This is a genomic window from Candidatus Pantoea multigeneris, from assembly GCF_011752615.1.
Taxonomy (GTDB): domain Bacteria; phylum Pseudomonadota; class Gammaproteobacteria; order Enterobacterales; family Enterobacteriaceae; genus Pantoea; species Pantoea multigeneris.
The window spans coordinates 73,169-98,833 of sequence record NZ_VWXF01000016.1; the positions used below are offsets into that span (position 1 = coordinate 73,169).

The window sequence follows — 25,665 nt, forward strand, 5'->3', positions numbered from 1 at the left end:
CTCCCTACAGCCTGTTGCCTGCTTTCGATCAATCAGAAATGCAGACCCAGTTCCATATAATACGTGCGGCCCGACTCATTATAGGTACGCGCACCAGCGCCGTAGGCATAAGTCCCGCTGGAGCCGGAGGTCAACGAGTTGCCTTCACGGAAGTGGCGCTCGTCTAACAGGTTATCAATCCCTGCGGTCAGATCCACATCCTTGTTAATGCTGTACACCGCACTGACGCCAAACACCGCATAAGGCTGCACTGCCCAGGTTTCACTGCCGGAGGTTTTCGCGCCGCTGGCCTCATAGCGATTAGCCCTCTGCTTACCATACCAGGTCATGGTGCCCTGCACCGCCAGCGCCTCTGTCGCCTGCCAGTCGAGCGTTGAATTGATGGTAAATTTCGGGATCAGCGTCAGGTAATCCCCGGTGCTTTTGTTCTCATCATCAATGATGTAGGTAAAGTTGTTGTTCATCGTCAGGCTGTCGCTGAGAGGGAAATTAAACGTCCCTTCCAGCCCCTGAATCACCGCTTTTGGCACATTGGTCCACTGATACACGTTGGAGGTGCCGTTGTCGTACACAGAGGAGGTACCCGCCGAAATCTTGTTGCGGTAGTCATTGCGATACCAGGTCAGGCCAGCCTGTACGCCTGCATGGTTGTACTCAATACCGATCTCTTTGTTAACGCTGGTCTCCGCTTTCAGATCCTTATTCCCTTGCAGATAGCAGCTGCTGCCGGTGTCATAGCAGCCGTTACCGCTGCTGTAGAGCAGGTAATTGGGGTTAGTCTGATAGAGGTTAGGCGCTTTCCACGCTCGAGCAATTCCGAGCTTCAGCGTGAAGTCACTGCCCAGATCCTGAGAAAGATTCAGCGCCGGGCTCCAGTTGCTGCCGGACAGGGTCTGATAGTTGAAGCGCAGCCCCGGCGTCAGACGCGTGGTATCGGTCAGATCCATATTATCTTCGGTATAGAAGCCGTAGATGTCTGCTGAACTGTATTTACTGCGATCGCTACTGGCCGCGCCTGGCACATCAGAGGTGGTGGTCACCGTATTGGAGGCGGGATCCTTCATCGACTGATGATTCATCTCCGCCCCGAAGGTCAGCGTCTGATTAACACCAAAATCCAGCGGAATATTCACGTCTGAATGCAGGTTGGTGTCATTCAGCACGATGGTGGAGAACCCTTCATCCGTGCTGCTGAATAAGCCCTCCAGGCCGCCAGACAAGCCTTCGTTCAGGCGCGTGTTGCGGGTTTTTTCAAACTGGATGTAATTATTGGTGGTAACGCCGTTATCCCATGCACCGGTATATTTCAACGACAGCGTCTGGCGATAAATAATATTGGTTTCTTTACCGTAGTTCTCTTTGACTAACGTGCTGCTGTTGGTATTTTGCGTATCTCCGGCATACAGGTTGCCCTGGCGGCTATATCCGGCATCCAGCTCCAGCGCCTGGCGCGGCAGAAATTCCCAGCGCAGCACGCTGTTAATATTTTTATTAATCACGCCCTCTCGTCCGGCTGGCACCATACCGGCATATTTACCGGTGCGCTCAGCTGAATGGCCGTCATTAATATTTTGTCCGTCGGCCTGGGTTTTACTCCAGTTGCCGTAAATCCGCATAGTGAGATTATCGGTTAAGGCACCACCAATACTGGCGTTATAGCGCTTGGTTGCCCCTTCCTGCTTATGCTCCGGCACATTGTAGTAGCTGTTAAAATTACCGTGCCACGCCTGGGTGGTGGGCTTGGTGATGATATTCACGACGCCGCCCATCGCTCCGTTACCGTACAGCGCCGCTGCCGGTCCACGGATCACTTCAATGCGGTCAATCATTTCTGGCGGCACCCAGTTGCTGTCACCACGGGTATCACGCTCGCCACGCCAGCCATATCGCACGGAGTTACGGCTGCTAACAGGCATGCCATCCACCAGAATCAAGGTGTTTTCCGGTCCCATGCCGCGAATATCAATCTGACGATTATTGCCACGCTGCCCGCTGCTGGAGTTGCCGGTCAGGTTCACGCCGGGCATGGTGCGAATAATCTCCGCCACATCGCGCTGAATCGGATGCTTTTTTATCGCTTCGCTGTCGATGATGGAAACGCCGGGAGCCTGTAAGGTTTGCTCACGAGCGGTGACTAACAGCGTGTTATCACTGCTGCTCTTCTTATCTGACAGCGCCATGGGCTGCTGGGTTTGCGGCTTTTCTGGCTGCTTCGTCGTGGGTTTCTGGCTGGAATCCGCCGCCTGAACAGCGGGTATTGCGAGGCTGCCCGCAACCAGAGAACTCAACAGTGAGAGCTTGAACATCTGCCTAATCATTGGAATCGCCTTCCGTGGTGAAAGTGCTAAAACAGAGGAGATGCACTCTATTGCGAATGATTATTAATTACAATGCGGCTTTTTTCGACAACTTGGCGCACCGCTGTTTTTTCACTGGCGGCGTGAGAAAAAGACATAAATTTTAGTGAATTAAATCATCAGGATGCCGCGCCTTTCCCTGCCCGTAATTACAAATATCAGCCTGGCGTAAATTTGCATTACGGTTTATTTCAGGAAAAGGCCACGGTTAATCAGGCGCGCTGACAGATCAGCTTTTTTTGGCTTTATCCAGCATCGCACGGAGGCCGGCAACCCGGCTCTGGCCGGTTTTCATGCGCTCCTCAGCGCTCACCACTTTGCGTTCCGTTTCCCAGCTCACATCATCCTGTGGCAGCTCCATCAGGAAGCGGCTTGGCTCAGGGCGAATCAGCTCGCCATATTGTCGACGCTCGCGGCACAGCGTAAACGTCAGCTCTTTCTGCGCGCGGGTAATGCCCACATAAGCCAGACGCCGCTCTTCTTCAATATTGTTCTCATCAATACTGCTTTGGTGTGGCAGCAGCCCCTCTTCCATCCCCACCAGATAGACGTAAGGGAACTCCAGCCCCTTGGAGGCATGCAGCGTCATCAGCTGGACCTGATCCATATCTTCGTCACTCTCGCCACGTTCCATCATGTCGCGCAGCGTAAAGCGCGTGACCACCTGAGTCAGCGTCATCGGCTCTTCCAGATCGCTGCCTTCCAGCATCTCCGTCATCCACTGGAACAGCAGATTGACGTTTTTCATGCGCATTTCGGCCGCTTTGGTGCTGGTTGAGGTTTCATACAGCCAGCTTTCGTAATCAATCCCGCGAATCAGATCGCGCACCGCGCTCACCGGCTCGCGTTCCGCCAGTTGCATCACTTCCTGCATCCAGTGCGTGAAACGCTGCAGGTGTTCCAGTCCACGTCCGGTCAGGGTTTGTCCCAGTCCCACATCAAAGCTGCTGTTAAACAAACTTTTGTTGCGCAGGTTGGCCCACTCTCCCAGCTTTTGCAGCGTTGCCGGGCCGATTTCACGCCGTGGCGTATTCACAATACGCAAAAAGGCACTGTCATCATCGGGGTTAGTCAGAACGCGCAGATAGGCCAGCAGATCTTTAATCTCCGGGCGGGAGAAGAACGACGTCCCGCCAGAGATACGATAAGGAATGCGGTTCTGCATCAGCAGCTTTTCGAACACCCGCGACTGGTGGTTGCCGCGATAGAGAATCGCGTAATCCTTGTACTGGGTTTTGTTCATGAAGTGGTGGGCAATCAGCTCGCCGGTGACGCGCTCCGCTTCATGATCTTCATTGTTCGCGGTGATCACTTTCAGCTCGTTCCCCAGGCCCAGCTCGGAGAACAGCCGTTTCTCAAACACGTGCGGATTATTGGCAATAAGGATATTGGCCGCTTTCAGAATACGCTGGGAAGAGCGGTAATTCTGTTCCAGTTTCACCACTTCCAGCGCGGGAAAATCCTGCTGCAATAACACCAGGTTTTGCGGTCGCGCACCGCGCCATGAGTAGATCGACTGGTCATCATCGCCTACCACGGTAAAACGCGCGCGGCTGCCCACCAGGAGCTTTACTAACTCATACTGGCTGGTGTTGGTGTCCTGATATTCATCCACTAACAGGTAGCGAATACGCTGTTGCCAGCGTTCACGCACCGCTTCATTACGTTGCAGCAGCAGCGTGGGCAGCAGGATCAGATCGTCGAAATCCAGCACGTTACAGGCTTTCAGATGCTGGTCGTACAGCGCGTAGCAGTGCGCAAAAATATTATCCCGTTCGGAACGTGCCAGCGCCGCAGCGCCCGGCGGATCGATCAGGTCATTTTTCCAGTTGGAGATGGTGGAAATCAGCTGCTGTAGCAGCGTCTTATCTTCTTCCAGCCAGGTTTTGGTCAGCTCTTTGAGCAGGCCAAGCTGGTCCTGATCGTCAAACAGGGAAAAGTTAGATTTCATCCCCAGCGCGGCGGTTTCACGCTTGATGATCTCCAGACCCAGGGTGTGGAAGGTGGAGATCAGCAGGCCACGCGCCTCTTTACGTCCCAGCGTCTGCGCCACACGCTCTTTCATCTCGCGCGACGCTTTGTTGGTAAAGGTCACGGCCGCAATATGACGCGCCTGATAGCCGCACTCCCGGATCAGATGGGCGATTTTATTGGTGATTACGCGTGTCTTGCCGGAACCGGCTCCAGCCAGCACCAGACATGGCCCGGTAACAAATTCAACGGCACGCTGTTGGCCTGGGTTTAAACGCATAACAGAAATCGCTCAATAATCGGGGAAAGGAGTGGGATAATAGCGGCTCAGTATACACGAGAGAGATTTATCATGGCGAAAACCGCAGCGGCTTTACACATCCTGGTGAAAGAGGAAGCACAGGCTAACGACCTGTTAGCACAGTTGGCAAAAGGGGCTAACTTCCAGGAATTAGCCAAAAAGCACTCTACCTGCCCTTCAGGCCGCAACGGCGGCGATCTGGGTGAGTTCCGTCAGGGACAAATGGTGCCAGCGTTTGATAAAGCGGTCTTCACCTGTCCGTTAATCACGCCATTTGGACCGGTGAAAACCGCCTTTGGTTATCACATCATCAAGGTGCTGTACCGCAACTGATTAGCGCTGGCTTTTCATCTGTTGCAGTATCTTGCTGCACTGGTTGTCGTCACTGTCGCTAGGAGAGATCAGCGCGAGCAGGGCGGCAGCCGGTGCGACTACCGCACCCAACGCCACAGCCGCCGCACCACGGGCAATCAGTGGCCCAGCTTTCACCCCCGCATCCGGATTTTTAAACGTGCCACGCACATAGAGTGGCGAACGCAGGGTGACAATACGAATGCCTTTGCTCTCTGGATCGATGGAGAGATCGAGCCGTTCGCTGGCGAAGTTGGCAGTGCCGCTGATGTTAATCACGGCATTTTCCGTGTCGAACACAAACAGGTTTGGCGTTGCCAGCCCGTTTTGCAGTTTCACATCGGTGGCTGCGCAGTTAATCCGTACCTCATCATCCCCAAACAGTTTCCCCACCAGATAGTTACCGACATTTAGCCCGGCAATTTCCATCAGGCTGCGGCTGATCAGGCCGTCGTTCATCAGCAGTTTCATGCTGCCGTTACTGGTGCCAAGCAGGTCAGCAACGGAGTTACCGTTGCCGCTCAGGCTGGCATCTCCGTTGATCTGCCCAAGGCTTTTTTGCATTGCCTGCACATCAGGGAATAGCTGACGCAGTTGCAGTTTGCGCACGTGCAATTCCGCCTGTCCACGCATTGGGCTACGATCACCCTCCAGATGAATCGTGCTGTTTAACGTCCCACCTGCCATACCAAAGCGCAGCGGGTCGAGGCGTAAATCGCCATTTTTTAGCTGTAAATGGGTATAAAGATCGCTTAACGGCAGCGAATTGCTGTGTTCAATGCGCTTGCCGCTGAACTTCACATCCGCATCCATCACCTGCCAGCTTTTGGTATCAAACTTATCATGCGGCAAGACGCGGTCTGCGGGTTGAGTACTTCTCTCGCCACGCTGCGCCTTGGCCTGCTCGGTTTTTTCGCTCCCTTTGCCGGAGTTAACCCCGATCAGTGGACCAAGGTCAGCCATACGTAACTGTTGCGAACTCAGTTCACCGGTGAGCGTGGGGCGCGGTTTTACCTGGCTGTAGGTCAATGAGCCGTGAATATCGCTGTCACCAATATGGCCGTTAAATTTCTGGTACTGGAATACCGGGCCATTTTTGCCGGTAAATTTGGCGATCAGGTGCCCATCGGTTTCGTAAGGCGGAGTATCAGGCAGCAATACGCCGGTTAAGCCATACAGGTTTGCCAGCGTATCACCGGAGAAACGGAGGCGGACATTCAAACCGCCGAGATTCAACGGGTCTTGCACCCCACCGCTCAACTGCACACGGGTGGTGCCATTGCGCACATCGGCCTGCACCGGGAATGGCGTAGTCTGGCTGCGTAACGACAGCATTCCGCCAATTTTACCGCTGCCGCTCAGCGGCTGGTTGTTGTAGCGCCCCTGAGCCTGCCAGCCAAACACGAAATCACCCGCGCCCTTTTGCTGATCGTCCCCTCCGGCAACCTGGGCATAAGGCACGGGTTTCCCAAGCGGATTTACTTTTACCGTCACATCCGCTTTGTTGATTGCATCGCGATAGCGAATAACACCCTGGTCGAACAGAATATTATCCAGACGGAAACTCCATGCAGAAGGTGCAGACGCCTTAGCATCGCCGCTGCTGGCAAGGGTGAAGGTCCAGTTATTTTTTTTATCTGCGGTTTGAATCAGACGCGCATCCGGCTGTTGCAGCTTGATCCAGGGTAAATAGACCTGCTTATGCAGCAGTGCCAGTGGCGCAAGCGTGGCATCGACACGTTCCAGATGCACCATCGTCACCTCGCCAATCTCCGGTGGATTACCGAGCACAATATCTTCCGCATGAACATGCGGCCACGGCACCCACTGACGCCAGCCAGGTTCATCACGGTGACGTTCCCAGGCAACGCCGAGATCGCCGCGAATGGCAAACTGGCGATTTAGCTCAGCGGAGACTTTTTGGTTGATGGTTGGCTTCAGGCGATTCCAGTCAAATGTGGCGATGAAAACCACAATCACCACAACCAGCAACAAAAAAATCCCGATGATCCAGCTGAAAATCTTCCTCGTCCGCGACATTGCACCTCTCCTCGCCTTGTTCTGTCTGTTTAAAGATAGACGAGAGAGCGGCAATGGTCAGGGGAGCTGCATCGCTAGCCGGGTTAACTCCGAGAACGGAACCGGTCGTGAGAAGAAATAACCCTGTGCCGCCATCGCGGGTGAAGCACGTACCATCTGCCACTCTTCTTCCGTTTCGACCCCTTCAACAATCACGCCATTGCAATAACGGTTGATCAGCGCCAGGAGCATAGAAAACAGGTTACGTCCCTCTTCAGTCTTGCGCAGCAGGATGAAAAGCTCACGCGACAGCTTGATGTAGTCATATTTCAGCTCCGTCAGGGCGGAGAAGTTAGCCATGCCTGAGCCAAAGTCATCCAGCCACAGCGGGCCGAGTTCCGGCATCTGCGCCACCATCTCTTCCTGTGGCAACACATGGTGCTCGGTCAATTCGAAACGTACCCACGGCAGCCGGGCAATCAAACGGCGAATAGCCATATGCCCCTGAATCGCCATCAGGGTTGGCCCGTCAATGTTGACCGATGCCACCACCTCGCCGCCCCGGAAGAAAGCGCCCCACTGCGCCAGTTGTGACAGCTGATCAAACACGACATCGAGCCGCTGGCCAATCTCTAAAGCGCCAAAATAGTGCTCAGGAGAGAGACGCTGCTCCGGTGCGGCAGGATGGGTGACTGCCGTTAATAGCTCAATGGCTAACAGCTTGCCAGATACCTGATATATCGGCTGGAAAGTATAGAGCCGCTGGCATTGCTGCCAGTAACGCGCGCTGCCCTGCGGTGGTATATCGTCATTTGACGAGGGTTGCCGGAGACTAAAATCCTTCATCACCATGGTCTTTTCCTGGTTAGTGGCGAGAGCCTGAATCGGCGGTCCAGCGGAAGGTATCGGCGTTTTTACAGATAACTTTATGACCGGTTTTGTCAGCAAGACAGAACCGGGTCAGTGATAGCAGGAGAGAAAGCGCGATACAGAGTGCATCGCGCAAGGGGAGATCAGTTAACGGCGGCGGCGGGTGCAGCCGTTGGTGCATCGCTGCTGCTTTCTGCTACGACAGGGGGCGCCATAACCTTGTTCCAGTCGGCCTGAAGCAGCTGCACGTTGATTTCAGCTTCACCCTGTGGCTGAGTCAGGATCAGCGTCAAGGGTTGGGTCAATTGCTGATGCAGTTCCTGATTCAGTTGGTCACGCGTCAGGCTAGCCAGGAACGCCTGGCGCAGCTTTTGATACTGCTCAGGCGCAATATCCACCACGCCATTTTGCTGCGAGCGTAAGCGTTGACCGACCAGAACATCGGTATCCGTGCGGGCGTAGGTGGCAAACAGCTTGTTCAGTTCCAGCAGTTTTTGCGCCATCAGCGCATCAAACTCATCCTGTGGCAGACCATTGTCACGCACATGCGCCAGCTCATCTGCCACCAGCTTCAGGTTGTGTTCCAGCGCATCATTGCGGCTGTCGAGATTAATCGCACACTGCGCACGCTGGTATAACACTCGGCAGTCAAACCCAAGCTGTGCTCCCTGCGCTTTGCTATCGCCCAGGGCACGTTGCAGGTGCCAGAACAGCGCTTCACGCGCTAAATCACCCTGCCAGTAGTGTTGCAGGTTTTGCGAATCGCGAATCGGCTGCCAGGCGGCATCCCACACAATGGCCAGACGATCCTGTGCGCGGGTATCAGCCACCAGGTTCACCGGCTGTTGTGGCAGCGGTGACAGCGTCGGCATCGGCGATGGTGTCGTCCGTTTGCCCTGGAGCGGAGAGAACACCTTGGTGATTTGCTCCGCCAGGCTGCGGTTATCCACATTTCCCACCACGTAAAGCGTGATCGCGTCTGGGGTGTACCACTGCTGGTAGAACTGCGTCAGTTGGGTTAAATCGACCGGCGCGCGCGGTGCCGTAGCCGGGTCATGTGCTAATAGCGCCGAGCCTTTCAGGCGATAGCGCCACCAGATATCCTGGGTATTGGCAGGCGAAGTCACGGTAGCGTCTGAAGCGCTGAGGGCCGTATTGACCACCTGCTCATTGATGGTCATGCCACCTGCGGTCGCAGCCAGCCACTTCAAGGCTTCCTTGAGTAACTCTGGGCGGTTATTGGGCAGGCTGAGGTTGTACTGCGTGTAATCATAAGAGGTGATGACCGGGGGCAGTGCCCGCACCGGATTCATCGCCTGCTGCCAGAGTGCGCGCTGCTCATTGGGATCGAGCGCGCCGTTATGCACCATCGCCATGCGGCTTAACAGATGGCTAAAGCCGGTTTGCTGGGAGCTTTCCATCAGCGAGCCGGTATTCACCACCATGCGCACTTCGACACGATCGCTAGGACGTTGCGGCGTTGTCAGTAACTGCCAGTTGAGGCCGTTTTCCAGTTTCCCTTGCTGCCACGCGGGATCGGGTTGGAGCGTTTCTGCCTGAAGACCAAAGCTGGTTACAGCCAGCACTACCCCACCAACCAAAAGCCGCATTCTGGTGCCCTGCATGTGAACCCCTACTCAAAGCAATAAAAAGTTGTCATCACTGGCACGTATCCTCCGCTGCCAGCCATAAACGCAGCTAGTCACAGAGTCTTTGACCACAGCGCAGCCAGGATGTCACGCAACAAAGTGAAAAAACATCAAAAAAAATCGAGGGGTTTATTATGCAAATGCCCGCTGTCAGGGCAAGTGACAGCGGGCATTTCACGGCAATTAATGGGTTTTATCGATTAATTTTTCGTTTATGACAAAGAATTTTGCTTATTTTTATGGGTCAGCGTGTCGTTCAGCTGCTTTTCATCCAACTGACCGACCCATTTAGCTACCACAACGGTCGCAACGCCGTTACCCACCAGGTTGGTCAGAGCACGCGCTTCAGACATAAAGCGATCGATACCCAGAATCAGCGCCAGGCCCGCGACCGGCAAATGCCCCACCGCAGAAAGCGTGGCTGCCAGCACGATAAAGCCACTTCCGGTTACCCCGGCTGCGCCTTTTGAGGAGAGCAGCAACACCACCAGCAGAGTAATCTGATGCATGATGTCCATGTGGGCGTTGGTCGCCTGTGCAATAAACACCGCCGCCATCGTCAGGTAGATAGAGGTGCCATCCAGGTTAAAGGAGTAACCGGTTGGGATAACTAACCCCACCACCGATTTCTTACAACCCAGACGTTCCATCTTATCCAGCATACGTGGCAACGCAGACTCCGAAGAGGAGGTGCCTAATACAATCAATAACTCTTCTTTAATGTAGGCAATAAAGCGGAAGATATTGAAGCCCGCAGCACGGGCAATCAGCCCCAACACCACCACCACAAACAGCACACAGGTAATATAGAAGCAGACGATCAGCTGGCCGAGCTGGACCAGAGAACCTACGCCATACTTACCAATGGTGAACGCCATCGCACCGAATGCACCCAGTGGCGCAAGGCGCATAACCATGTTGATGATGCCGAAAATAACGCGAGAAAAACTCTCAATCACGTTAAACATGATGGTGCCAGCATTGCCAATACGGTGCAGTGAGAAACCAAACAGCACAGCAAACAACAGCACTTGCAGGATGTTACCGCTGGCAAAAGCACCGATGACGCTGTTCGGGATCACATCCAACAGGAAGGCAACCACACCCTGCTGTTCGGCCTGCTGAGCGTACATAGCGACCGCTTTGGCATCCAGCGTTGCCGGGTCTACGTTCATGCCTGCACCTGGCTGCAGAACGTTTACCACCACCAGACCAATGATCAGCGCAATAGTACTGACCACTTCAAAGTAGAGCAGCGCCACCGCTCCGGTGCGGCCTACCGCCTTCATGCTCTCCATGCCAGCAATACCGGTCACCACCGTACAGAAAATCACCGGGGCAATGATCATTTTAATCAGTTTGACGAAGCCATCGCCCAGCGGTTTCATTTGAGTAGCGAGATCGGGGTAATAATGGCCGAGCAGTACACCGATAAGGATGGCGACGATCACCTGAAAATAGAGACTTTTAAACAACGAACTTTTCATATCACGACGCCCACGTCAGAAAAAAGATGAACATCGGGCACGCATATCAGGTGGCACCGAATATCCAGGATATTATTGGTAACCAAGTCATAACACTTATCAGATAAAATTAATACCTGGTTACACCCACTTAGTGAGAGGGAAAGACCAGAGTATGAGCTGACTCGCTTCAGCACAAGCATTATTTACAAATTTATCTAAGCTAATCAGTAACTAAGGTGACTTTTTAGGGCGGAAACGGTTATCCAGCCATTCGGGATTGAAGCGATCCAGCGGTAATGCCTCAGAATAGAGATACCCCTGCGCCACGCGCACCCCGCGCGCCAGAAGCCAGTCACGCTGTTCGTGGGTCTCCACACCTTCGGCAATGATCTCAAGCTGAAGGATTTCAGCAATCGCGACCACCACCCTCAGCATGGTGTCATCCTCGGGAAGCTCGGCAACGAAACTTCGATCCATCTTAAGTTTGTCGACCGGCAGAGACTTAAAGTGTTGCAGATAATTAAGGTTTGAATAGCCGATACCAAAATCGTCCAACGCGACCATCACACCTGACTGTTGCAGGCTGCGCAGCAGCGAGAGCGCCTGAGCGGTATCTCCAATTTTGGCGGTTTCTGTCACTTCCAGCACAAAACTGCCCGGCTGAATACGGTGCTGTTGTAATAATCCTTGTAGATGCGCCACCATGCTGTTGTCACGTAGCTGCACCGCCGAAATGTTGACGCTGAGTGGCAGCGTAATGCCCTGCTTCTGCCACCCCGCCAGAATCCGGCAGGACTCTTCAAACACCCAGCGCCCAATGGCGGAGATCACCCCGATCTCTTCGGCGCTGGCAATAAACTCTTCTGACAGGCCATAGCTGCCATCGGGCTGGCGCATGCGCAGTAAGGCTTCAGCGCCTACCAGCTCGCCCGTGCGCATATCAATCTGTGGCTGAAGGTAGAGCCGGAAGTGGTCGTCATGCAGACCCTGTAAAATGTCGTGCTCCTGGGTCAGCCGCTTCTGGGCTTTCTCCGTTAATGCCGGATCGAAGAACAGCACCTGATTTTTCCCCTGATGACGGGCAGACATCATGGCGGAAGTGGCACGCCGTAAGAGTTCGCTGGCGGCCACATCAGGCCCATTGTTCAACCCTAAGCCGATACTGACGTTTGGCCGCAGCTGCAATTGCTGCAACGCCACGGGCTGATTCAGGCGAATCATCAGGCTTCTTGCCAGACGCATGGCGCGGAACGGGGTATTCGCGCGTTTCATCAGCAGAACGAAATCACTGGGGCTGGTCTGCGCCAACAGCGTGTGTCCATCAAGCTGCGAACGAATTTTTTCCGCCAGTGTCAACGTCAGTGTTTCGCGTTGGTCGTTGCTCACCACGCCATTGGCTTCCAGCAGCGTTTCAATGCGAATCACCATCAAGCCAAAGTCACGACGGCTTTGCTGGTGATACTGATCGAGCAGCGCCAGGAACAGCGCCCGGTTAGGCAAGTCGGTCACCGGGTAGTGGGTGGTCAGGCGGCTCATCTCGTCATGGACCGATTCCACCACCTGCTGATTGCGGTTATAGCTGCGAATCAACATGCCCAGCTCATCGTCACGGTGCCCCGGCGGCAGCGTCAGCTTGTGCGCCAGAATCGCCTGCGGAGGCAGCTCCTGCAACTCTCTGGCGATGTCCCGCAGCGGATGCACCATCAGCCGATTGATGCACCAGCTGATCGCCACCGACAGCACCAGTGCCAGGAGCAGATAGGTGGTGATCATGGTGGAGAGCGTGCTCAGGATAAACTGATAGACCCGGGTGGAATCCGCCTGTAGCACCAGATAGGCCAGCGGTTTCGGCAGGCCGGTGTGTTCTACAGAGTAAAGCGGCAGCGTAATTTGCACCGGCAGTTCAAACAGGCGAGAGACCAGCTGTGGCACCGGTTTTTCCGGTGAAAAATCAGCGTGCAGCGCCTGGAAAGCCGTGGGTAGCACCACATCAGCGCGCGAAAGAATGCCTGCGGGCTTAAGGGAGTTAAGAATATGTTCGGCCTGGGGAATATCCGCCTTCAAGACTGCTTCAGACAGTGGCTGACGTACCGTATGGGCGATATTTTCCATCTGCTGGGCGTAATCAATCCTGCGCTGCTGCACAAAATGAAAGAGCTGTACGACGATAAAAATTGAGATGGTGATCAGCGCAATAGCAGAAACCACCGCCATCTGCTTTATCGTTAAGGAGCGATTTACACGCAAAATATTCTCCAGCTTCCGGGTCAGCTATCAGACAGGAAAAGTCTTGCTAAGTATATCCCTGAAACCGTTTTTTTTACCGACTTTGCCCGGCCAAAATGCCGGGCAGTGCAGATTAAGAATCAGACGCATGTGCCTGTCGGGCCAGATAAACCAACAGTTGCAGGCTGGCAGAAAAGTAGTTTTGGTTTGCGGACAAGGTATCACCGAGGTTATCGCTGGCATTCAGCGTCAGGTCGCGTATTGCCAGCAAACCGCCATCCATATTGTACGGGGCTGACGTATTGGCTAACACATCAAACCAGGCGGGCGTGCTGAGGCGGCCATAACGCTGCCACACCTGCTGGAACGGCACCAGTCGCAGGCTTTGCGGATCGTACCACCAGACATTGAGCGGAATACGAATCGCATCGTAGCTAAAGCGCGGTGGATAGCCCAGCGCCGGGGCCACTGAACCATCGGCATTCAAGGCTACCCAGTCCAGCGGAAGTGCGGTGTTGCCGAAATGCATCGCATCCAGCAGGCTCATCCCGTCATCAATCAGCCGGGTCCACACCTGCAAATGGCTGTGCCGGGCAAAATCTTCCCAGGCCGCAAACAGGAAATAGGACGGATTGAGCACAATATAGCTGGTTTTATTAAACCCTTGCGCCGCTGGCAGCATCACCGTGCGCCCAGCAAACTCAATCACCGTCTGCTTCACAATCGCCTTTTGGATCTGATCGGAAGCCTGCTGATAGTCGCTAACCTGCCACTTTTGCGCCGCCCGCTGCAATGCCCAGGCGATCAACACATCGCCATCGCTGGCATCATTCTTATCCGCCACCGGATTGGTGACGTTGGGGGTGTAGCGCCAGTAGAACAGGTCATTCTGTGGATTACGCAGATGAGTGCGGGTCCACGTCCAGAGCTGCTGAAAAGTGGCGCGATCGTTGTACGCAACCGCCAGCAGCATCCCGTAACCCTGCCCTTCCGTGTGGCTGACGTTGTTGTTAGCGGTATCGATAATCCGCCCGTCCGGGGTAAGAAAACGGCTTTTGTAACTGCTCCAGCCATCGGCCATCGCTTGCGCACTCACTACCCACACCACGCAACATAACACCACGCGGAGCCACCACGGCTTTAGTCTCATTCAGACATCCTATTGATAACGAAAATGCAGCGTACTGCCGTCATTCAGTTCCAGCATCAGCGGGACTGCCTCGCTTCCTCCCTGCGCCTGTAACCAGCCCGCGTACAGGCCAGCAAGCACAGCGGCCATGGCATTACGCCACTGCTCTGTTCCACCCGCAGGCAGCGCGTGATGTTGCAGCAGCAACGCATTGCTTTGCGGCTGTAGCTGGGCAAAGCCCCAGCCAAAACGCGCCAGCAGCAGGTTAATCTCACGTTCGAGATCCTGCACCGTGCGCGCCTCCGGCAAAGGATAGCGCGCGGCCAGGGTTACGCCCATTTCATGCAGGAAATCACCCGCTTCCTGCTCGCCAGCATTGGCAATCATGCCATCAATCATCACGCTGACCAGGTCAAACCAGCCCGGTTGTTCACTCATTAATTGTCTCCGAACATATAGCGGAACCACAGATGTGCTGTGCTCTCGTTGTAATCACCGAAGGTGTCGTAACCTAACTGACCCCCGATGCTTAAATCGCGGTTAATTTTATAATCTGCCCCGGCGTGCAGGTTGTAGCCAATGCCGCTTTTACTGTCGCCAGTGTAGTAGGCACTTTTCACGTCACCCGCCGCCGCCAGTGTCGCCATCTGCGACTGCAACGAAGGATCGTTCGGGAAGTAGGCACTGCGATCCTGGCTGTAAGACTGATAGCCCACCGAGCCGCCAATGTTCACCTGCAAGTCGTCAAATTTGCGCGTGAAATCCACCGGGAAGGAGACGGAAGCATAGTTTTGCGGGCTGAAGTAGCCGCCCTGACCGTAGCTGAAATAGCTGAGGTTTTTCGAGTAGTCCATCCAGGAGAGGCTCATCCCCACCTTCAGCTCACGATCGTCGTCATGGAACGGACGCACGTAAGCGCCCGCCAGCCCCTGAATCTCGTTGTTGCTGGCGACGTTCTCACCGATGTAGCTATAAGCGCCCCCGCCAACATAGAAACCGGCATCCCCGTTGTCATAGCTCAGCAGCGCATTGCCGCCGTTTTTAGTGACGCGCCCCCACTTCTTACCGGTGGTTTTATCTTCGGTACCGACATAGGAGAGCAGGCTGTCGGTCACCGCACGGCGCTCGCCGGTGAGGATCAGCGTCAGGAAGTCAGTCAGCTTCGGCGACCACTGAATTCCGCCCACCAGCGTAGAGAGATCCTGGCCCAGTGGGGTGCTGCCGAGGTCGATTTTGTAGCTGTCGCCCTGCAACGCAAGATTCAGCTCTACGCCAGAAGCGGACTGCGAATCGGTTGAAGAGCTGGGCACATCATCAAGGGTCGCATCACCCGCGGCCACCACCTTGCCCTGTTCCAGCGCGTTGGTGCCAAAACGACGCCATGCATCGCCTGCGGCACTGCCTGCGGTAAGCGAAACCGGCGTCATGGTGAAGGAGAAGCGCGCATCTTTAAACGGCACGGTAGAGAAGGTGAGCGGGGCTTTGGCTTCCGTCAGCTTGCTCAAACCGGACTCACCATCACGCCCACGAATCTGCATTTCGCCCTGCACCCAGGTGCCGGTTTTATCACGCAGATCGTCCATCATGGTGTCGATCTGATGCAGGGTCTGACTCTGCTGTGAAACTGGTGTATTGCTGGCTACAGCATCGGGAGTGTCTTGACCAGAAGGCGACTGCTGCCACGGCATCACTGCACCATAAGCCGATGGCGTACGCCCCACGGGTGAGGTGCTGCGGTTAATAAACGGATTATCCGCCAGCGTCATGCCACCTACGGTAGGCACCGAACCGGTCTGCGCACCTTGTAGGCCAATTAAACGGCCGCGTGCCGTGCGCAGATAGCCCATAGCCTGCGCATGTTCGCCATTGGCCTCGGCAACGCGCGCCAGAAGCAACAGGCGATCCGGCGAGTTGTCATTGTGCAGGTCACGCGCCAGGCTATTGGCCCCCTCAACATTGCCGCCCGCCAGCGCAACGTTGATTGCGCCCACGCGTGCATCCTGAGTGGGTGTGTCCTGCGTCATCAGGTAGTTGTAAACCACCCCGGCTTCCTTGTTCATCTTGCCGGACTGATACAGCCGCGCCATCGCAAACATCAGATCGCGGTTTTGCGGATCGTGTTGCAGTGCGCCAATCAGCTTGTCATAGGCGGCGGCGTACTGTTTCTGTTCACGCAGCGTATCAACTTCATTGATCAGGTAACCATTACGAATCCCGGCCAGCTGCGTCGAGGTGCTGCGTGCCTGCAACTCAGGATTGCTGAGGAAATTCTGCGCTTCGCTGGTCAAACCCGCCTGATTAAGCACCGCCACCTGCGCGGCATAATCCCCGGCGTTGCCCTGCACGCCACGCTGCATATTGCCGCGTACCACGGCCACGGCGCTGGTGAGATCCCCTGCCTGAGCCAGTTTTTGTGCCAGGTTCCCGGCATCTGCCGGATTGGTTGGCGGCGTTTGTGCCAGTGCGCGCAAGGTGTTGGCTGCTGCCGCGTTGGAACCCTGGGCCAGATACTGATCGGCGGTCGCCATTTGCAGGTTGAAGTTAACCCGTTGCGCTAACTGACGCATATCGTTACTGCGCGCGCGTGGTGGGATGCGCGACAACAACATGCTGGCCTGCTGCCATGCGCCGCTCTCGCTGGCGTTCAGCGCGCCTGCATACAGCTCATTGCTACTGGCACCCTGACGCATCGCTGGCGCCATTACGTTGGCGGCGAGATCGGTATTGCCCTGGGCGCGGTAGATACGCGCTAGATCGAGGCGCATCCAGCCATCATTCGGGTAGCGCTGTAGCCCCTGTTGCAAGGTGGCGATTGCGGCAGCGCTATTGCCTGCCGCCAGTTGGCGCTTCGCATTAGCGCGAATCGGGTCGCTGCTATCGCCACGCGGGGCCATGCTTTGACGCACGCTTTCCGGCAGCGAGGAGAGTAAAGCATTCGCTTCCGCGCCACGATTTTGCTGGCGCAGCACGTAGAACAGCCCCTCTTTAGCGCTGCGGTTATCCGGATTATTTTGCAGCAGCGTGCGATAGGTTTGCTCGGCCTGATCGAGCTGATTGCTACGACGCAGCGCATCGGCGCGGAACAGCTGTGCCGCCACGCCCTGCTCGCCTTCCGCCTTAGTCAGTGGCTCACTCAGCGCCAGTGCCTGAGCGGTGTTCCCGCTTTTTAGCGCCTGCTGCGCGCTGGCAAGCTGGCCATAGAAGCGCGCATCATCCGCCTGTTTTTGTCTTTCTGGCCCGGAAGCGCCGCCCAACTGCGCGGCACGTTGCAGGTAGTCTGCGGCTTCCGCATAGCGGCCATCGCGCTGAGCGACATAGCCCAGACCGGCCAACGCATCAGCATCCTGCGGGTTCGCCTGGAGCACGTTCTCAAAGTTGCTTTCCGCCGCGCGAGTGTTGCCGCTGTTCAGCGCGTTAAAGCCCGCCCCTTTTTCCGCCCCGCCCACGTTTTTACGGTAATAGTCCATCACCGCGCTGTCTTCCGGGTGACGCTGCTGGAAGTTTTGATACAGCGCCGCGTCTGAAGATTGCGGCCCCAACCACAGCAGCGCCTGGCGCAGCGAACGGTCAGCATCCGGGCTGCCATCCGCCATCCCCGCCAGTAGCTCAATGCCTTCACGGCGGGTCGACTCCTGGTAGGTCAGAGCTTTGCCCAGCGCCAGACGTGCATTGCTATCCTGCGGATTTTGCGCCGAGAACTGACGCAGGGCTTCCACCGCCTGCGGTAGCAGGGTGCGATCGCCCGCCATCGTCAGATAATATTCAGCCGCCACACTCGGCGGAGGCGTATTGCCGCTAAAGGTATTGCGCCAGCTTTGCAGTGCAGCGGCGGTATTCCCGCTGCGGGCCTGCTGGCGCGCCAGCGCCAACTGCGCCTGGGGAATGGTTTGTAGCTGACGCGCGTTATCCAGATCGGTTAAACGCGGGTCACCAGGTGAAACCTCGCTTAAACGCGTGCGCCACTGCGTCGCGGCGACGTTATCTCCGCCCTGCGCCGAGTAGAGCGCCAGCAGGTAGAGCGCCTGGACGTTATTGGCATCCACCATCAACACTTTTTGCAGTGCGGCTTTCGCCAGATCGTCATGGGCTTTCTGGTGCCAGTACGCCGCCTGATCGAACAGCGCCTGCAACGCAGGATTGTTGCTCTCCGCTGCCCATAGCGGTTGGGTAAACGCCAGCGCTCCTCCCAGCAGCAGAGCATGACGAATGCCGGCACTTAATTGTCTTTTTTTCATGGTGTTACCCTTACTTCCTGCCGCTGTTGCTATCATCATTGCCGTGCAAACGACGCCGTGCATGGCGACGTAACAGGGCGAAAGTACTGCCACCGACCAGTGCGGAGACGATCAATGCCGCCAGCGCCAACAGCACGGAATGCTGGTTGGCATACCACACCACCAGCATGTACCACGGCAGTTCACCGCTCGGGAACTGTGGCCCCACGCGGAAGCTGCGAATGCCATTTTCATCGGTGATCACTGCGGCATCGCCACGAATACCGGCATTAATGCGTGCAGAGCTTAAGTCGTTGTGCAACCGCTCTAGCTGCTCGTCACTGGTTGCCACCGTCATCACCACCAGGCGATCCGGGTTCCACGGGGAGCGATAGCTGATAAACCCGCGCCACGCCTCATTGGAGGAGAAGTAGCGATCGGCATCTAATTGCTGACGCGACCAGTCACCGGTTAGCCAACTGCGCAGGCGATCCAGCGTGCCCGGCTCTTTTACCCCCAGCGTGGTGCCACTGGTTTCAAACGGCGACGATTGCAGCATCGCCTGGTTAAAGGCGCTGTTACTGGTGGTGCTCACTGCCAGCACATCGCTGCGTTGCAGGCGAGCGAGGTTCGTTCCCCCCTTCGGTAGGCCAAACAGCACCTGATTTTGCGTCAACGCGGCACCGGTGGAGTTACCGGCACGCGCAGCCAGATCAAGCACGGTGCCGATCTCCGCCAGCGTCGGTTTTTCCGGCAGCAGCAGCACGGTCTGACCGAAGTCCGCCAGCCGCGTGAACGGGAAAGACGCACCGACAAAATAGGAGAGGTTTGGCAACATGCTGAAGTGACGGGTATGGCTCAGGTCAATCCATGAGTCATCCTCAATCCGGCTTTTAATGTTGTTGTTCATCAACACACCGCACGGCGCATCCGCACGCGGTTTGATGTTGAAATAGAGCCCTAGCTGGTTGTCGCCATAGATCAGGTACGGATCGAGCTTCAGCTCATAACGCTCCTGGCGAGCATCACCCCCCAGCCGATGCCATGCGCTCTCGAGCAGACCGACTTTATTCACCGTCAGGTTGCGCAGGAAAGTGCCGTTGAGCATCACGTTGAGATAGGAGTGGTCTTCGTCGATCCAGTTTTCCGTCGGGAAGCGATAGTGCAGATTCACCGGCACGGCGTCGCCATCCCACAGGAACAGATCCGGTGCGGCGCGGAAGTTAACGCGCAGCGGTTCATGCCAGATGCCGTTACTGGTCAGGCTTTGATCTTTACGCAGCAGTTCGCTCAGACGCACCGGACGGTTGGTGTTAATCCAACGCGGCGCATCATAAGGTTTACGGAAAGCGATGGGCTGTGGCTGCACGGCCAACTGGCTGCCTTCGCTGCTAATTGGACGGCTGGTCAGGCGCCAGGCGGCCTGACGTAACTGGCTATCATCACGGCCACTGACCAGCAGCAGTTTGTAGACCGGGTTGTTGGGGTTATCCACCAACTGCAACACCGGCCCTTCCTGCTGCGGGAAGGTCAGGTTGCCAATTTTCTCCCCCGGATGCCCAAACAGAATGCCGTTTTTCTCGGGCAACTGTCCCTGCACCACCGGGAAACGAATGCCCCGGTAATCACTCTGAATGCCCAGCCAGGAGGCCACCAGCGCGGCAGCGCTTACCGCATCCGGCGACAGCTTATCGCCAAAACCGATGGTGACGCTGGCGGCTGTCATTCGCTGCGGGTCAAGGAATGGACGCGGGAAATTGCGCAGATCGGTGCCAATATTCAACTGCTGCCCTTCCATGCTCAACGCACTGGAAGGCAGGATAGTGACCTGGTACTGCGCACTGTCTTTTTCACACACCAGCTTGTCGGCATCGTTCACTTTGAAGCTGAGGTTATTACTGGCCACCACCATCGCCGCAGGAATATCCAGCTGATAGCTGTTGGTATCGCTGTCACTGGAACCCAGCGGCAAGGTGCCTAAGGGTTGACCATTCAGCATCAGTTGCAGCGAGGTGTTGTGCGCCGCCAATGCAGGCGAGACGCGAAGCGTCAGGCTCAGGTGCGCATTGGTGATCACCTCATCACCCGGCAGGGTAAAAACAATACCGGATTGCAGTTGGCTACCGGCCAGCGTAATGCCCTGGGTCTGCCCCATCTGGCCCACGGTAATTTCACTGCTGATCGGCTGATTTAGCGTGACCGGGGGCGGCACATCCGCTTCCGGTTGTGCGCCCGGCTGCCACGGCAGCGATGCGGCGGCTTGCTCAAGTTGCTGATCGGGCGGGCTATCCGCCCACGCCGGTGAGAGGAACAGCGCTGCGGACAGCGAAGTGACCAGCAGCGTTCGGGTCATTTTCTTCATGCCACGCCATCCTCTTTGGTCACATTTTTGCGTTTGGTACGGCGATCTTTCCAGGTCAACCAGAACAGCTCGAACACGGTACGGACCAGCGTTCCTAAGGAAACCAGCGGGTTATCCTGTTTGTATTGCGGCTGGATCCAGGCATCCGCACGGGCCAGCACCACACGCACCAGCTCACGGCGGCGCGCCAGGGGAATCGCTTTAAAGCTCAGACGAATGGTCTGCTCATCGGCGGAGATTTTACTCACCGGAATGGTGATGGTGCCAGAGTGCAGCAACAGATCGATCTCTTCGATTTCATCCTGCAAATGACGGCTGTCTGGCGCATCCAACTGCGCGCCGCCCATGGAGAGGTTGCAGGTTTGCGTGCGTGAACTGATGCCGCTGGCGTAGTGAATAATCGCCGGAATCTGCACATCAATACGGATGGTTTTACGCACCTGTTTGGTTTCACGCGCAACGGCAATCGCCGCCATCAGAATGATCAGGCTGAACAAGGCCCAGCCGACGTTGAGTGCAATAACGTAGGGGTCGACGCCAAAATAGTCATGGGCCACCGCACGCACTACCCCGGCAACGATGCCGATGGTGAGCAACACCGCCACAATCACATGTGGACGCACGATGTGGAAATCAAAGAAGCCCTGATCGAGCAATCCGCCCTTATCGGTCACGTTGAATTTGCCGTGCTTCGGCGACAGCATGGTAAGGAAAGTGGGGATCACCAGGTGGAAGCACATCACCGTTTCGTAGATTTCACCACAGAAGGTGTAACGGAAACGGCCATTCATCCGCGAGTTAACCCCCACCGACATCACCAGGTGCGGCAGCACATAGGCGAAGATCAACGAGGCCGAGGAGTGAATAATGTTGAGGTTAAACAGCAAGTAAGCCAGCGGGGCCACCAGGAAGATGACGCGCGGCAGGCCAAACTGGAAGTGCAGCATGGCGTTGAGGTAACAAAGGCGCTGCTGCCAGGTCAATCCGCGGCCTAGCAGCGGGTTATCAACGCGGAAAATCTGCGTCATGCCTCGCGCCCAGCGGGTACGCTGGATCACGTGCAGCCCCAGACGCTCAGTCGCCAGACCGGCCGCCAGTGGAATCGCGAGAAACGCCGAACCCCAGCCCCGGCGCTGCATTTTCAGCGCAGTATGCGCATCTTCGGTCACGGTTTCGGTGGCAAAGCCGCCCACTTCTTCCAGCGCCGTACGGCGAATCACCGCACAGGAGCCGCAGAAGAAGGTGGCATTCCAGTTATCATTCCCCTGCTGCACCGGGCCATAGAACAGGGCACCTTCATTGGGAATGCTGCGCGCAGCGCGCAGGTTACGTTCAAACGGATCGGGAGAGTAGAAGTAGTGCGGCGTCTGCATCAGCGCCAGTTTCGGATCTTTCAGGAACGGCCCGACGGTGGCTTGCAGGAAGGTGCGGGTGGCAACGTGGTCGCAGTCAAACACGCAGATCAGCTCACCCTTGGTGATGCTCATGGCGTGGTTAAGATTACCGGCTTTCGCGTGGCGGTTATCATCTCGCGTGATGTAGCCTACGCCCACATCCGCCGCGAACACCGCAAACTCGCTGCGTTTGCCATCATCCAGCAGATAGATTTTTAGCTTGTCGCGCGGGTAGTCAATACATTGCGCCGCCAGCACGGTATCACGTACCACATCCAGGCTTTCATTATAGCTGGGCACATACACATCGACCGTGGGCCACAGGCTGACATCATCCGGCAGCGGTTCGATGGTGCGCTTCAAAGGCCAGGTGGTTTGCAAGAAGCCGAGGATGAGGATCACCCAGACATACAGTTCGGCTATATAGAGTGCAATACCCAGAATGGCTTCAATTTCTGAATTAAAGTGCAGCGTTTCCGTGGTACGCCACCAGATGTAGCGCGTTGACATCAGCGCCGAAAGCATCACCATCACCACGGATATTTGGCGGCTTTTGCTGAAATTCATCGCAAACATCATCGCAATGCTAATCAGGCCAAAAATATATTGTTTCTGGCTATCCATCGGCGTAATAACGATTACCGCCGCTACCGGTGCTAACACCAGCAGGAGCAAGTAAAACCCGATTTTATTCATAGTTCACCCTGAAAAAACGCGGTTAACCGATCAGCCAGAATCAATCTGGCTGCTGTTCGTCACGCAGGCGTAACGTTTTATATGTCGTGCTTCGATATAAAGCCGACGGATTCTTGGTTAGTTAATAGTGATTGGTGCGAATAGGTGCCTGAACTTCGCCATTGCCTACGGTGACGTTTAATAAACTGGCAATGCGCTTACTGATCAGCTCAATATCAAACGCGGCAGCGGAGGCCGGGCTAAAATCATAAACGGACTGCTGCGACGCATTGGCTTCGCCGACGCTTTCATCGCGATTAATAACACCCACTAATTGCTCGCCCAGGCGCTGCTGCATAAAGGCGGTCACGTCACGATTAATATTGCGACGGTTATCACTTTGGTTCAGGACAAAATAGTGACCGTGTTTATTATTCAGCGGCTGACCGATCATGCGGTTATTTTCAATTTGCGGCAGCAGTGAGACGGAAGCGGTATCCGCTAGCATCACCACCAGATGCATATCCGCCAGCGCGCTAATGGCTTTAATGGCCGGACCTGGGCCTGGCGGGAAGTCAGCAATAATCACCAGTCCCGGATAGCGTAATACGGTATCCAGGCCACGCTGCAAGAAGTGTGGGTCACGCGCCAGGCGATCTTCAAAACGCTCGCGCTGCTCTTCCGTCACATCACCATACGGCAGCACAAAGATGTTGCCGCCGGTGGTCAGGATCGACTGGCTCCAGTCACTGTGCTCTTCTGAACGCGCGACGAAACCGCGCCCGTCACTGAGCGGCACGCCGAAATGCAGACGCAATGCGTTCTGCACGTCGAAGTCTATCGCCAGTACTTTGCTGCCCGCGCGGGCCAGGCTCCAGGCCAGATTGGCCGCCACTGTGGTCTTCCCTACCCCACCTTTTGGCGAGCACACACAAACTAATGGCATAGCGCTATCTTCTCCAGTAACGGTTTTAATAATGTCTCTTTGGACAGACTTACAGGCTCGCTGACGCGTGAACGGAACAAGGCACCGCGCGCAGTGTTAGGTGTTGTCATGGCGGGTTGCGGCGCACTCACCGCAATCGGAGCTTCCACAGGCACCGGCTGGGACGGAGCGGCTAAAGGCATGGCGCTGAGCACAGGCGCAGCCACTGGAGCCGGTGTGGCAGATTGCGGTGGTGGAAACAGTGAACGAGCGGCTGCGGGGGGTTGCTGCGCGCTCTCTGACGGCAGTGTCGCCGCCAGGCTCTCCAGCAGATTACCTCGGGCAGAAGAGACCGGCACTGAGCTGGTCTGCTGTGCGGCCACCGTGAAGGCTTCAATATTGATTGGCTGTGGTTGCGGCACATCAATGCGTTGTCCGGCAAACGGAACCTGCTGTTCCGCTGGCGTCAATTGCCGCAGCAAAGACCACTGGCCCTGTTCTGCTTCCTGCGATTGCCCAGACATATCCTTGAAGGCGATATCCAGAGTTTGCGTTTTCTCCTTAAAACGCTGCAAATCGTCATAGTTGTTCATAACCCAGGCCCAGTAACAGGAGTAGGAATTTTCGTGGAATATAGCATATCGATCCCACTAAGTAAGAAAATTCTGGGTATAAATTCAACGATTTCCATAAAACAGTTTTATCATTAGGATTCAAATTAAGCCGGATTTTGGCGATATTTTCGCGTTCGGCAATATAGTCAGAAATTACTCTTATCAATTCTCCGCCGGTATTACCTTTCTCTTTATGCTGGAATACATCAGCAGCCGTTCTGTTATGCCAGGGAGGTGATTGCGGCTGTGACATTCCGCGTTGAGAATTAAGCTTTCCGGCTGATATATCCGCGCGACAGGAAACCCAGCGGCGGGTTTATTTAGTGACACTGATCACAAATCATCGCTAGTAACACAAAACCCCCACACAGCGCCTGACGTCTTTATTTTCTGCCATATCCCTCCCCCTTCCTCGGGTTTGCGACATATCCCGTCGCTATTTTTCCCTTTCCGGGATTAATCGCTGTGGCCTGATTACAGCGGCCATCAATCCCACTGGATTTTAAGATAATTCTCACTTTTGGTGCGGTTGACAGCCAGGCCGGATTTTGTGAAGGTTTGCCGCGTTTTGCTTCCGGGACCGCCCGCAGAAGCACGTAATAGCGGCTGAATAAGGAGATTCACATGGGAGAAGCGGCGCGCGTTGGCGACCCGATAGGACATTCTCACGCCCTCGCCGGGATGATAGCCGGCACCGTAGTGGGCGGCCTGCTGGCCGCCGCCGGCTCGTATGCCGCCAAAGCCCTATTTGTCGCAGGCCTCGCCACCTCCTGCCTCGGCGTGGGCATCGCGCTAATCGGGATTAGCGTGGCCGTAGGCTTCCTCAGCGGCTGGCTGGCGACCACCGCCCGCGATGCCCTCGCCGGGGTCGGGGAAAGCAGCTTCACCCAGTGCGGCACCCTGCTCACCGGCTCCCACAACGTCTTTATCAACGGCAAACCCGCCGCCCTTGCCACCTTCAGCCGCGCCGCCTGCAGCCAGGACGGCCCCTGCATGCAGGTGGCCCAGGGCTCCTCGAACGTCTTCGTCAACGGCTTTCCGCTGGCGCGCAGCGGCGACAAAACCAACTGCGGGGCCACCATCCTCTCCGGCTCGCCCAACGTGATTATCGGCGGCGGCACCGTCACCACCCTGCCCAT

The 25,665-nt window shown here is 55.9% G+C and carries 16 protein-coding genes; 2 read left to right on the forward strand and 14 right to left on the reverse strand.

Annotated elements, in window-relative coordinates:
- Nucleotides 1-32: 32 nt before the first annotated feature.
- Both F3J40_RS23650 and rep read right to left on the reverse strand, forming a co-directional pair.
- Complete coding sequence (locus F3J40_RS23650; protein ID WP_167018529.1) at nt 33-2,318, reverse strand: TonB-dependent siderophore receptor; 2,286 nt, start codon at nt 2,316-2,318, stop codon at nt 33-35.
- 268 nt (nt 2,319-2,586) lie between these two features.
- Entirely contained in the window at nt 2,587-4,608 is a 2,022-nt protein-coding gene (gene rep, locus F3J40_RS23655) for a DNA helicase Rep (RefSeq protein ID WP_017345708.1), read from the reverse strand.
- Nucleotides 4,609-4,680: 72 nt separating this feature from the next.
- On the opposite strand from rep, the gene ppiC reads away from it, so the two are divergent.
- Nucleotides 4,681-4,962 carry a peptidylprolyl isomerase PpiC gene (gene ppiC / locus F3J40_RS23660; protein ID WP_017345707.1) on the forward strand — a complete coding sequence of 94 codons (282 nt, stop codon included), beginning with the start codon at nt 4,681-4,683 and terminating at the stop codon, nt 4,960-4,962.
- Here the strand turns inward: ppiC and F3J40_RS23665 are convergent, their stop codons facing one another.
- The 12 genes from F3J40_RS23665 to bcsO all read right to left on the reverse strand — a co-directional run bounded on the left by F3J40_RS23665 (nt 4,963) and on the right by bcsO (nt 24,505).
- Nucleotides 4,963-7,020, reverse strand: a complete 2,058-nt coding sequence (locus tag F3J40_RS23665) for an AsmA family protein (RefSeq protein ID WP_167018531.1) — start codon at nt 7,018-7,020, stop codon at nt 4,963-4,965.
- Nucleotides 7,021-7,077: 57 nt separating this feature from the next.
- Nucleotides 7,078-7,851, reverse strand: coding sequence for a cyclic-guanylate-specific phosphodiesterase (gene pdeH, locus F3J40_RS23670; protein ID WP_167018533.1), 774 nt, complete (start codon nt 7,849-7,851; stop codon nt 7,078-7,080).
- Nucleotides 7,852-8,012: 161 nt separating this feature from the next.
- The gene (locus F3J40_RS23675; protein ID WP_167018535.1) at nt 8,013-9,494 is read right to left on the reverse strand and encodes a M16 family metallopeptidase; all 1,482 of its coding nucleotides are present in this window, start codon (nt 9,492-9,494) and stop codon (nt 8,013-8,015) included.
- 236 nt (nt 9,495-9,730) lie between these two features.
- Nucleotides 9,731-11,005, reverse strand: coding sequence for a dicarboxylate/amino acid:cation symporter (locus tag F3J40_RS23680; protein WP_167018537.1), 1,275 nt, complete (start codon nt 11,003-11,005; stop codon nt 9,731-9,733).
- A gap of 213 nt (nt 11,006-11,218) precedes the next feature.
- Nucleotides 11,219-13,234, reverse strand: coding sequence for a biofilm formation regulator HmsP (gene hmsP, locus F3J40_RS23685; protein WP_205297502.1), 2,016 nt, complete (start codon nt 13,232-13,234; stop codon nt 11,219-11,221).
- 112 nt (nt 13,235-13,346) lie between these two features.
- Nucleotides 13,347-14,363, reverse strand: coding sequence for a family 8 glycosyl hydrolase (locus tag F3J40_RS23690; protein ID WP_026042371.1), 1,017 nt, complete (start codon nt 14,361-14,363; stop codon nt 13,347-13,349).
- Between the two features lie 9 nt (nt 14,364-14,372).
- Complete coding sequence (bcsD, locus tag F3J40_RS23695) at nt 14,373-14,780, reverse strand: cellulose biosynthesis protein BcsD (protein WP_167018539.1); 408 nt, start codon at nt 14,778-14,780, stop codon at nt 14,373-14,375.
- Complete coding sequence (locus tag F3J40_RS23700; RefSeq protein WP_167018541.1) at nt 14,780-18,577, reverse strand: cellulose biosynthesis protein BcsC; 3,798 nt, start codon at nt 18,575-18,577, stop codon at nt 14,780-14,782. The genes bcsD and F3J40_RS23700 overlap by 1 nt, the downstream gene beginning before the upstream one ends.
- 10 nt (nt 18,578-18,587) lie before the next feature.
- A complete protein-coding gene (bcsB, locus tag F3J40_RS23705) occupies nt 18,588-20,918 on the reverse strand; it encodes a cellulose biosynthesis cyclic di-GMP-binding regulatory protein BcsB (RefSeq protein WP_167018544.1) in 2,331 nt (776 codons plus the stop codon).
- Nucleotides 20,915-23,008: a UDP-forming cellulose synthase catalytic subunit gene (gene bcsA / locus F3J40_RS23710; RefSeq protein WP_167018546.1), complete on the reverse strand. Its 2,094-nt coding sequence runs from the start codon at nt 23,006-23,008 to the stop codon at nt 20,915-20,917. Before bcsA ends, bcsB begins: the two co-directional genes overlap by 4 nt.
- Nucleotides 23,009-23,129: 121 nt before the next feature.
- Nucleotides 23,130-23,933 (reverse strand): cellulose biosynthesis protein BcsQ, encoded by an 804-nt coding sequence (gene bcsQ, locus F3J40_RS23715; RefSeq protein ID WP_167018548.1) that lies wholly within the window; start codon nt 23,931-23,933, stop codon nt 23,130-23,132.
- Nucleotides 23,924-24,505, reverse strand: coding sequence for a cellulose biosynthesis protein BcsO (gene bcsO / locus F3J40_RS23720; protein WP_167018550.1), 582 nt, complete (start codon nt 24,503-24,505; stop codon nt 23,924-23,926). The genes bcsQ and bcsO overlap by 10 nt, the downstream gene beginning before the upstream one ends.
- 645 nt (nt 24,506-25,150) lie before the next feature.
- Here bcsO and F3J40_RS23725 point away from each other — a divergent pair.
- On the forward strand, nt 25,151-25,665 hold a 515-nt coding region (locus F3J40_RS23725; protein WP_205297503.1), incomplete at its 3' end, for a PAAR domain-containing protein.

What these genes read in the sequence shown, in the direction of transcription:
- bcsB (WP_167018544.1), bottom strand. Translation starts at nt 20,918, where the DNA reads ATGAAGAAAATGACCCGAACGCTGCTGGTCACTTCGCTGTCCGCAGCG.
- bcsA (WP_167018546.1), bottom strand. Translation starts at nt 23,008, where the DNA reads ATGAATAAAATCGGGTTTTACTTGCTCCTGCTGGTGTTAGCACCGGTA.
- F3J40_RS23700 (WP_167018541.1), bottom strand. Translation starts at nt 18,577, where the DNA reads ATGAAAAAAAGACAATTAAGTGCCGGCATTCGTCATGCTCTGCTGCTG.
- rep (WP_017345708.1), bottom strand. Translation starts at nt 4,608, where the DNA reads ATGCGTTTAAACCCAGGCCAACAGCGTGCCGTTGAATTTGTTACCGGG.
- F3J40_RS23650 (WP_167018529.1), bottom strand. Translation starts at nt 2,318, where the DNA reads ATGATTAGGCAGATGTTCAAGCTCTCACTGTTGAGTTCTCTGGTTGCG.
- F3J40_RS23665 (WP_167018531.1), bottom strand. Translation starts at nt 7,020, where the DNA reads ATGTCGCGGACGAGGAAGATTTTCAGCTGGATCATCGGGATTTTTTTG.
- bcsQ (WP_167018548.1), bottom strand. Translation starts at nt 23,933, where the DNA reads ATGCCATTAGTTTGTGTGTGCTCGCCAAAAGGTGGGGTAGGGAAGACC.
- F3J40_RS23690 (WP_026042371.1), bottom strand. Translation starts at nt 14,363, where the DNA reads ATGAGACTAAAGCCGTGGTGGCTCCGCGTGGTGTTATGTTGCGTGGTG.
- bcsO (WP_167018550.1), bottom strand. Translation starts at nt 24,505, where the DNA reads ATGAACAACTATGACGATTTGCAGCGTTTTAAGGAGAAAACGCAAACT.
- F3J40_RS23680 (WP_167018537.1), bottom strand. Translation starts at nt 11,005, where the DNA reads ATGAAAAGTTCGTTGTTTAAAAGTCTCTATTTTCAGGTGATCGTCGCC.
- pdeH (WP_167018533.1), bottom strand. Translation starts at nt 7,851, where the DNA reads ATGGTGATGAAGGATTTTAGTCTCCGGCAACCCTCGTCAAATGACGAT.
- ppiC (WP_017345707.1), top strand. Translation starts at nt 4,681, where the DNA reads ATGGCGAAAACCGCAGCGGCTTTACACATCCTGGTGAAAGAGGAAGCA.
- bcsD (WP_167018539.1), bottom strand. Translation starts at nt 14,780, where the DNA reads ATGAGTGAACAACCGGGCTGGTTTGACCTGGTCAGCGTGATGATTGAT.
- F3J40_RS23675 (WP_167018535.1), bottom strand. Translation starts at nt 9,494, where the DNA reads ATGCAGGGCACCAGAATGCGGCTTTTGGTTGGTGGGGTAGTGCTGGCT.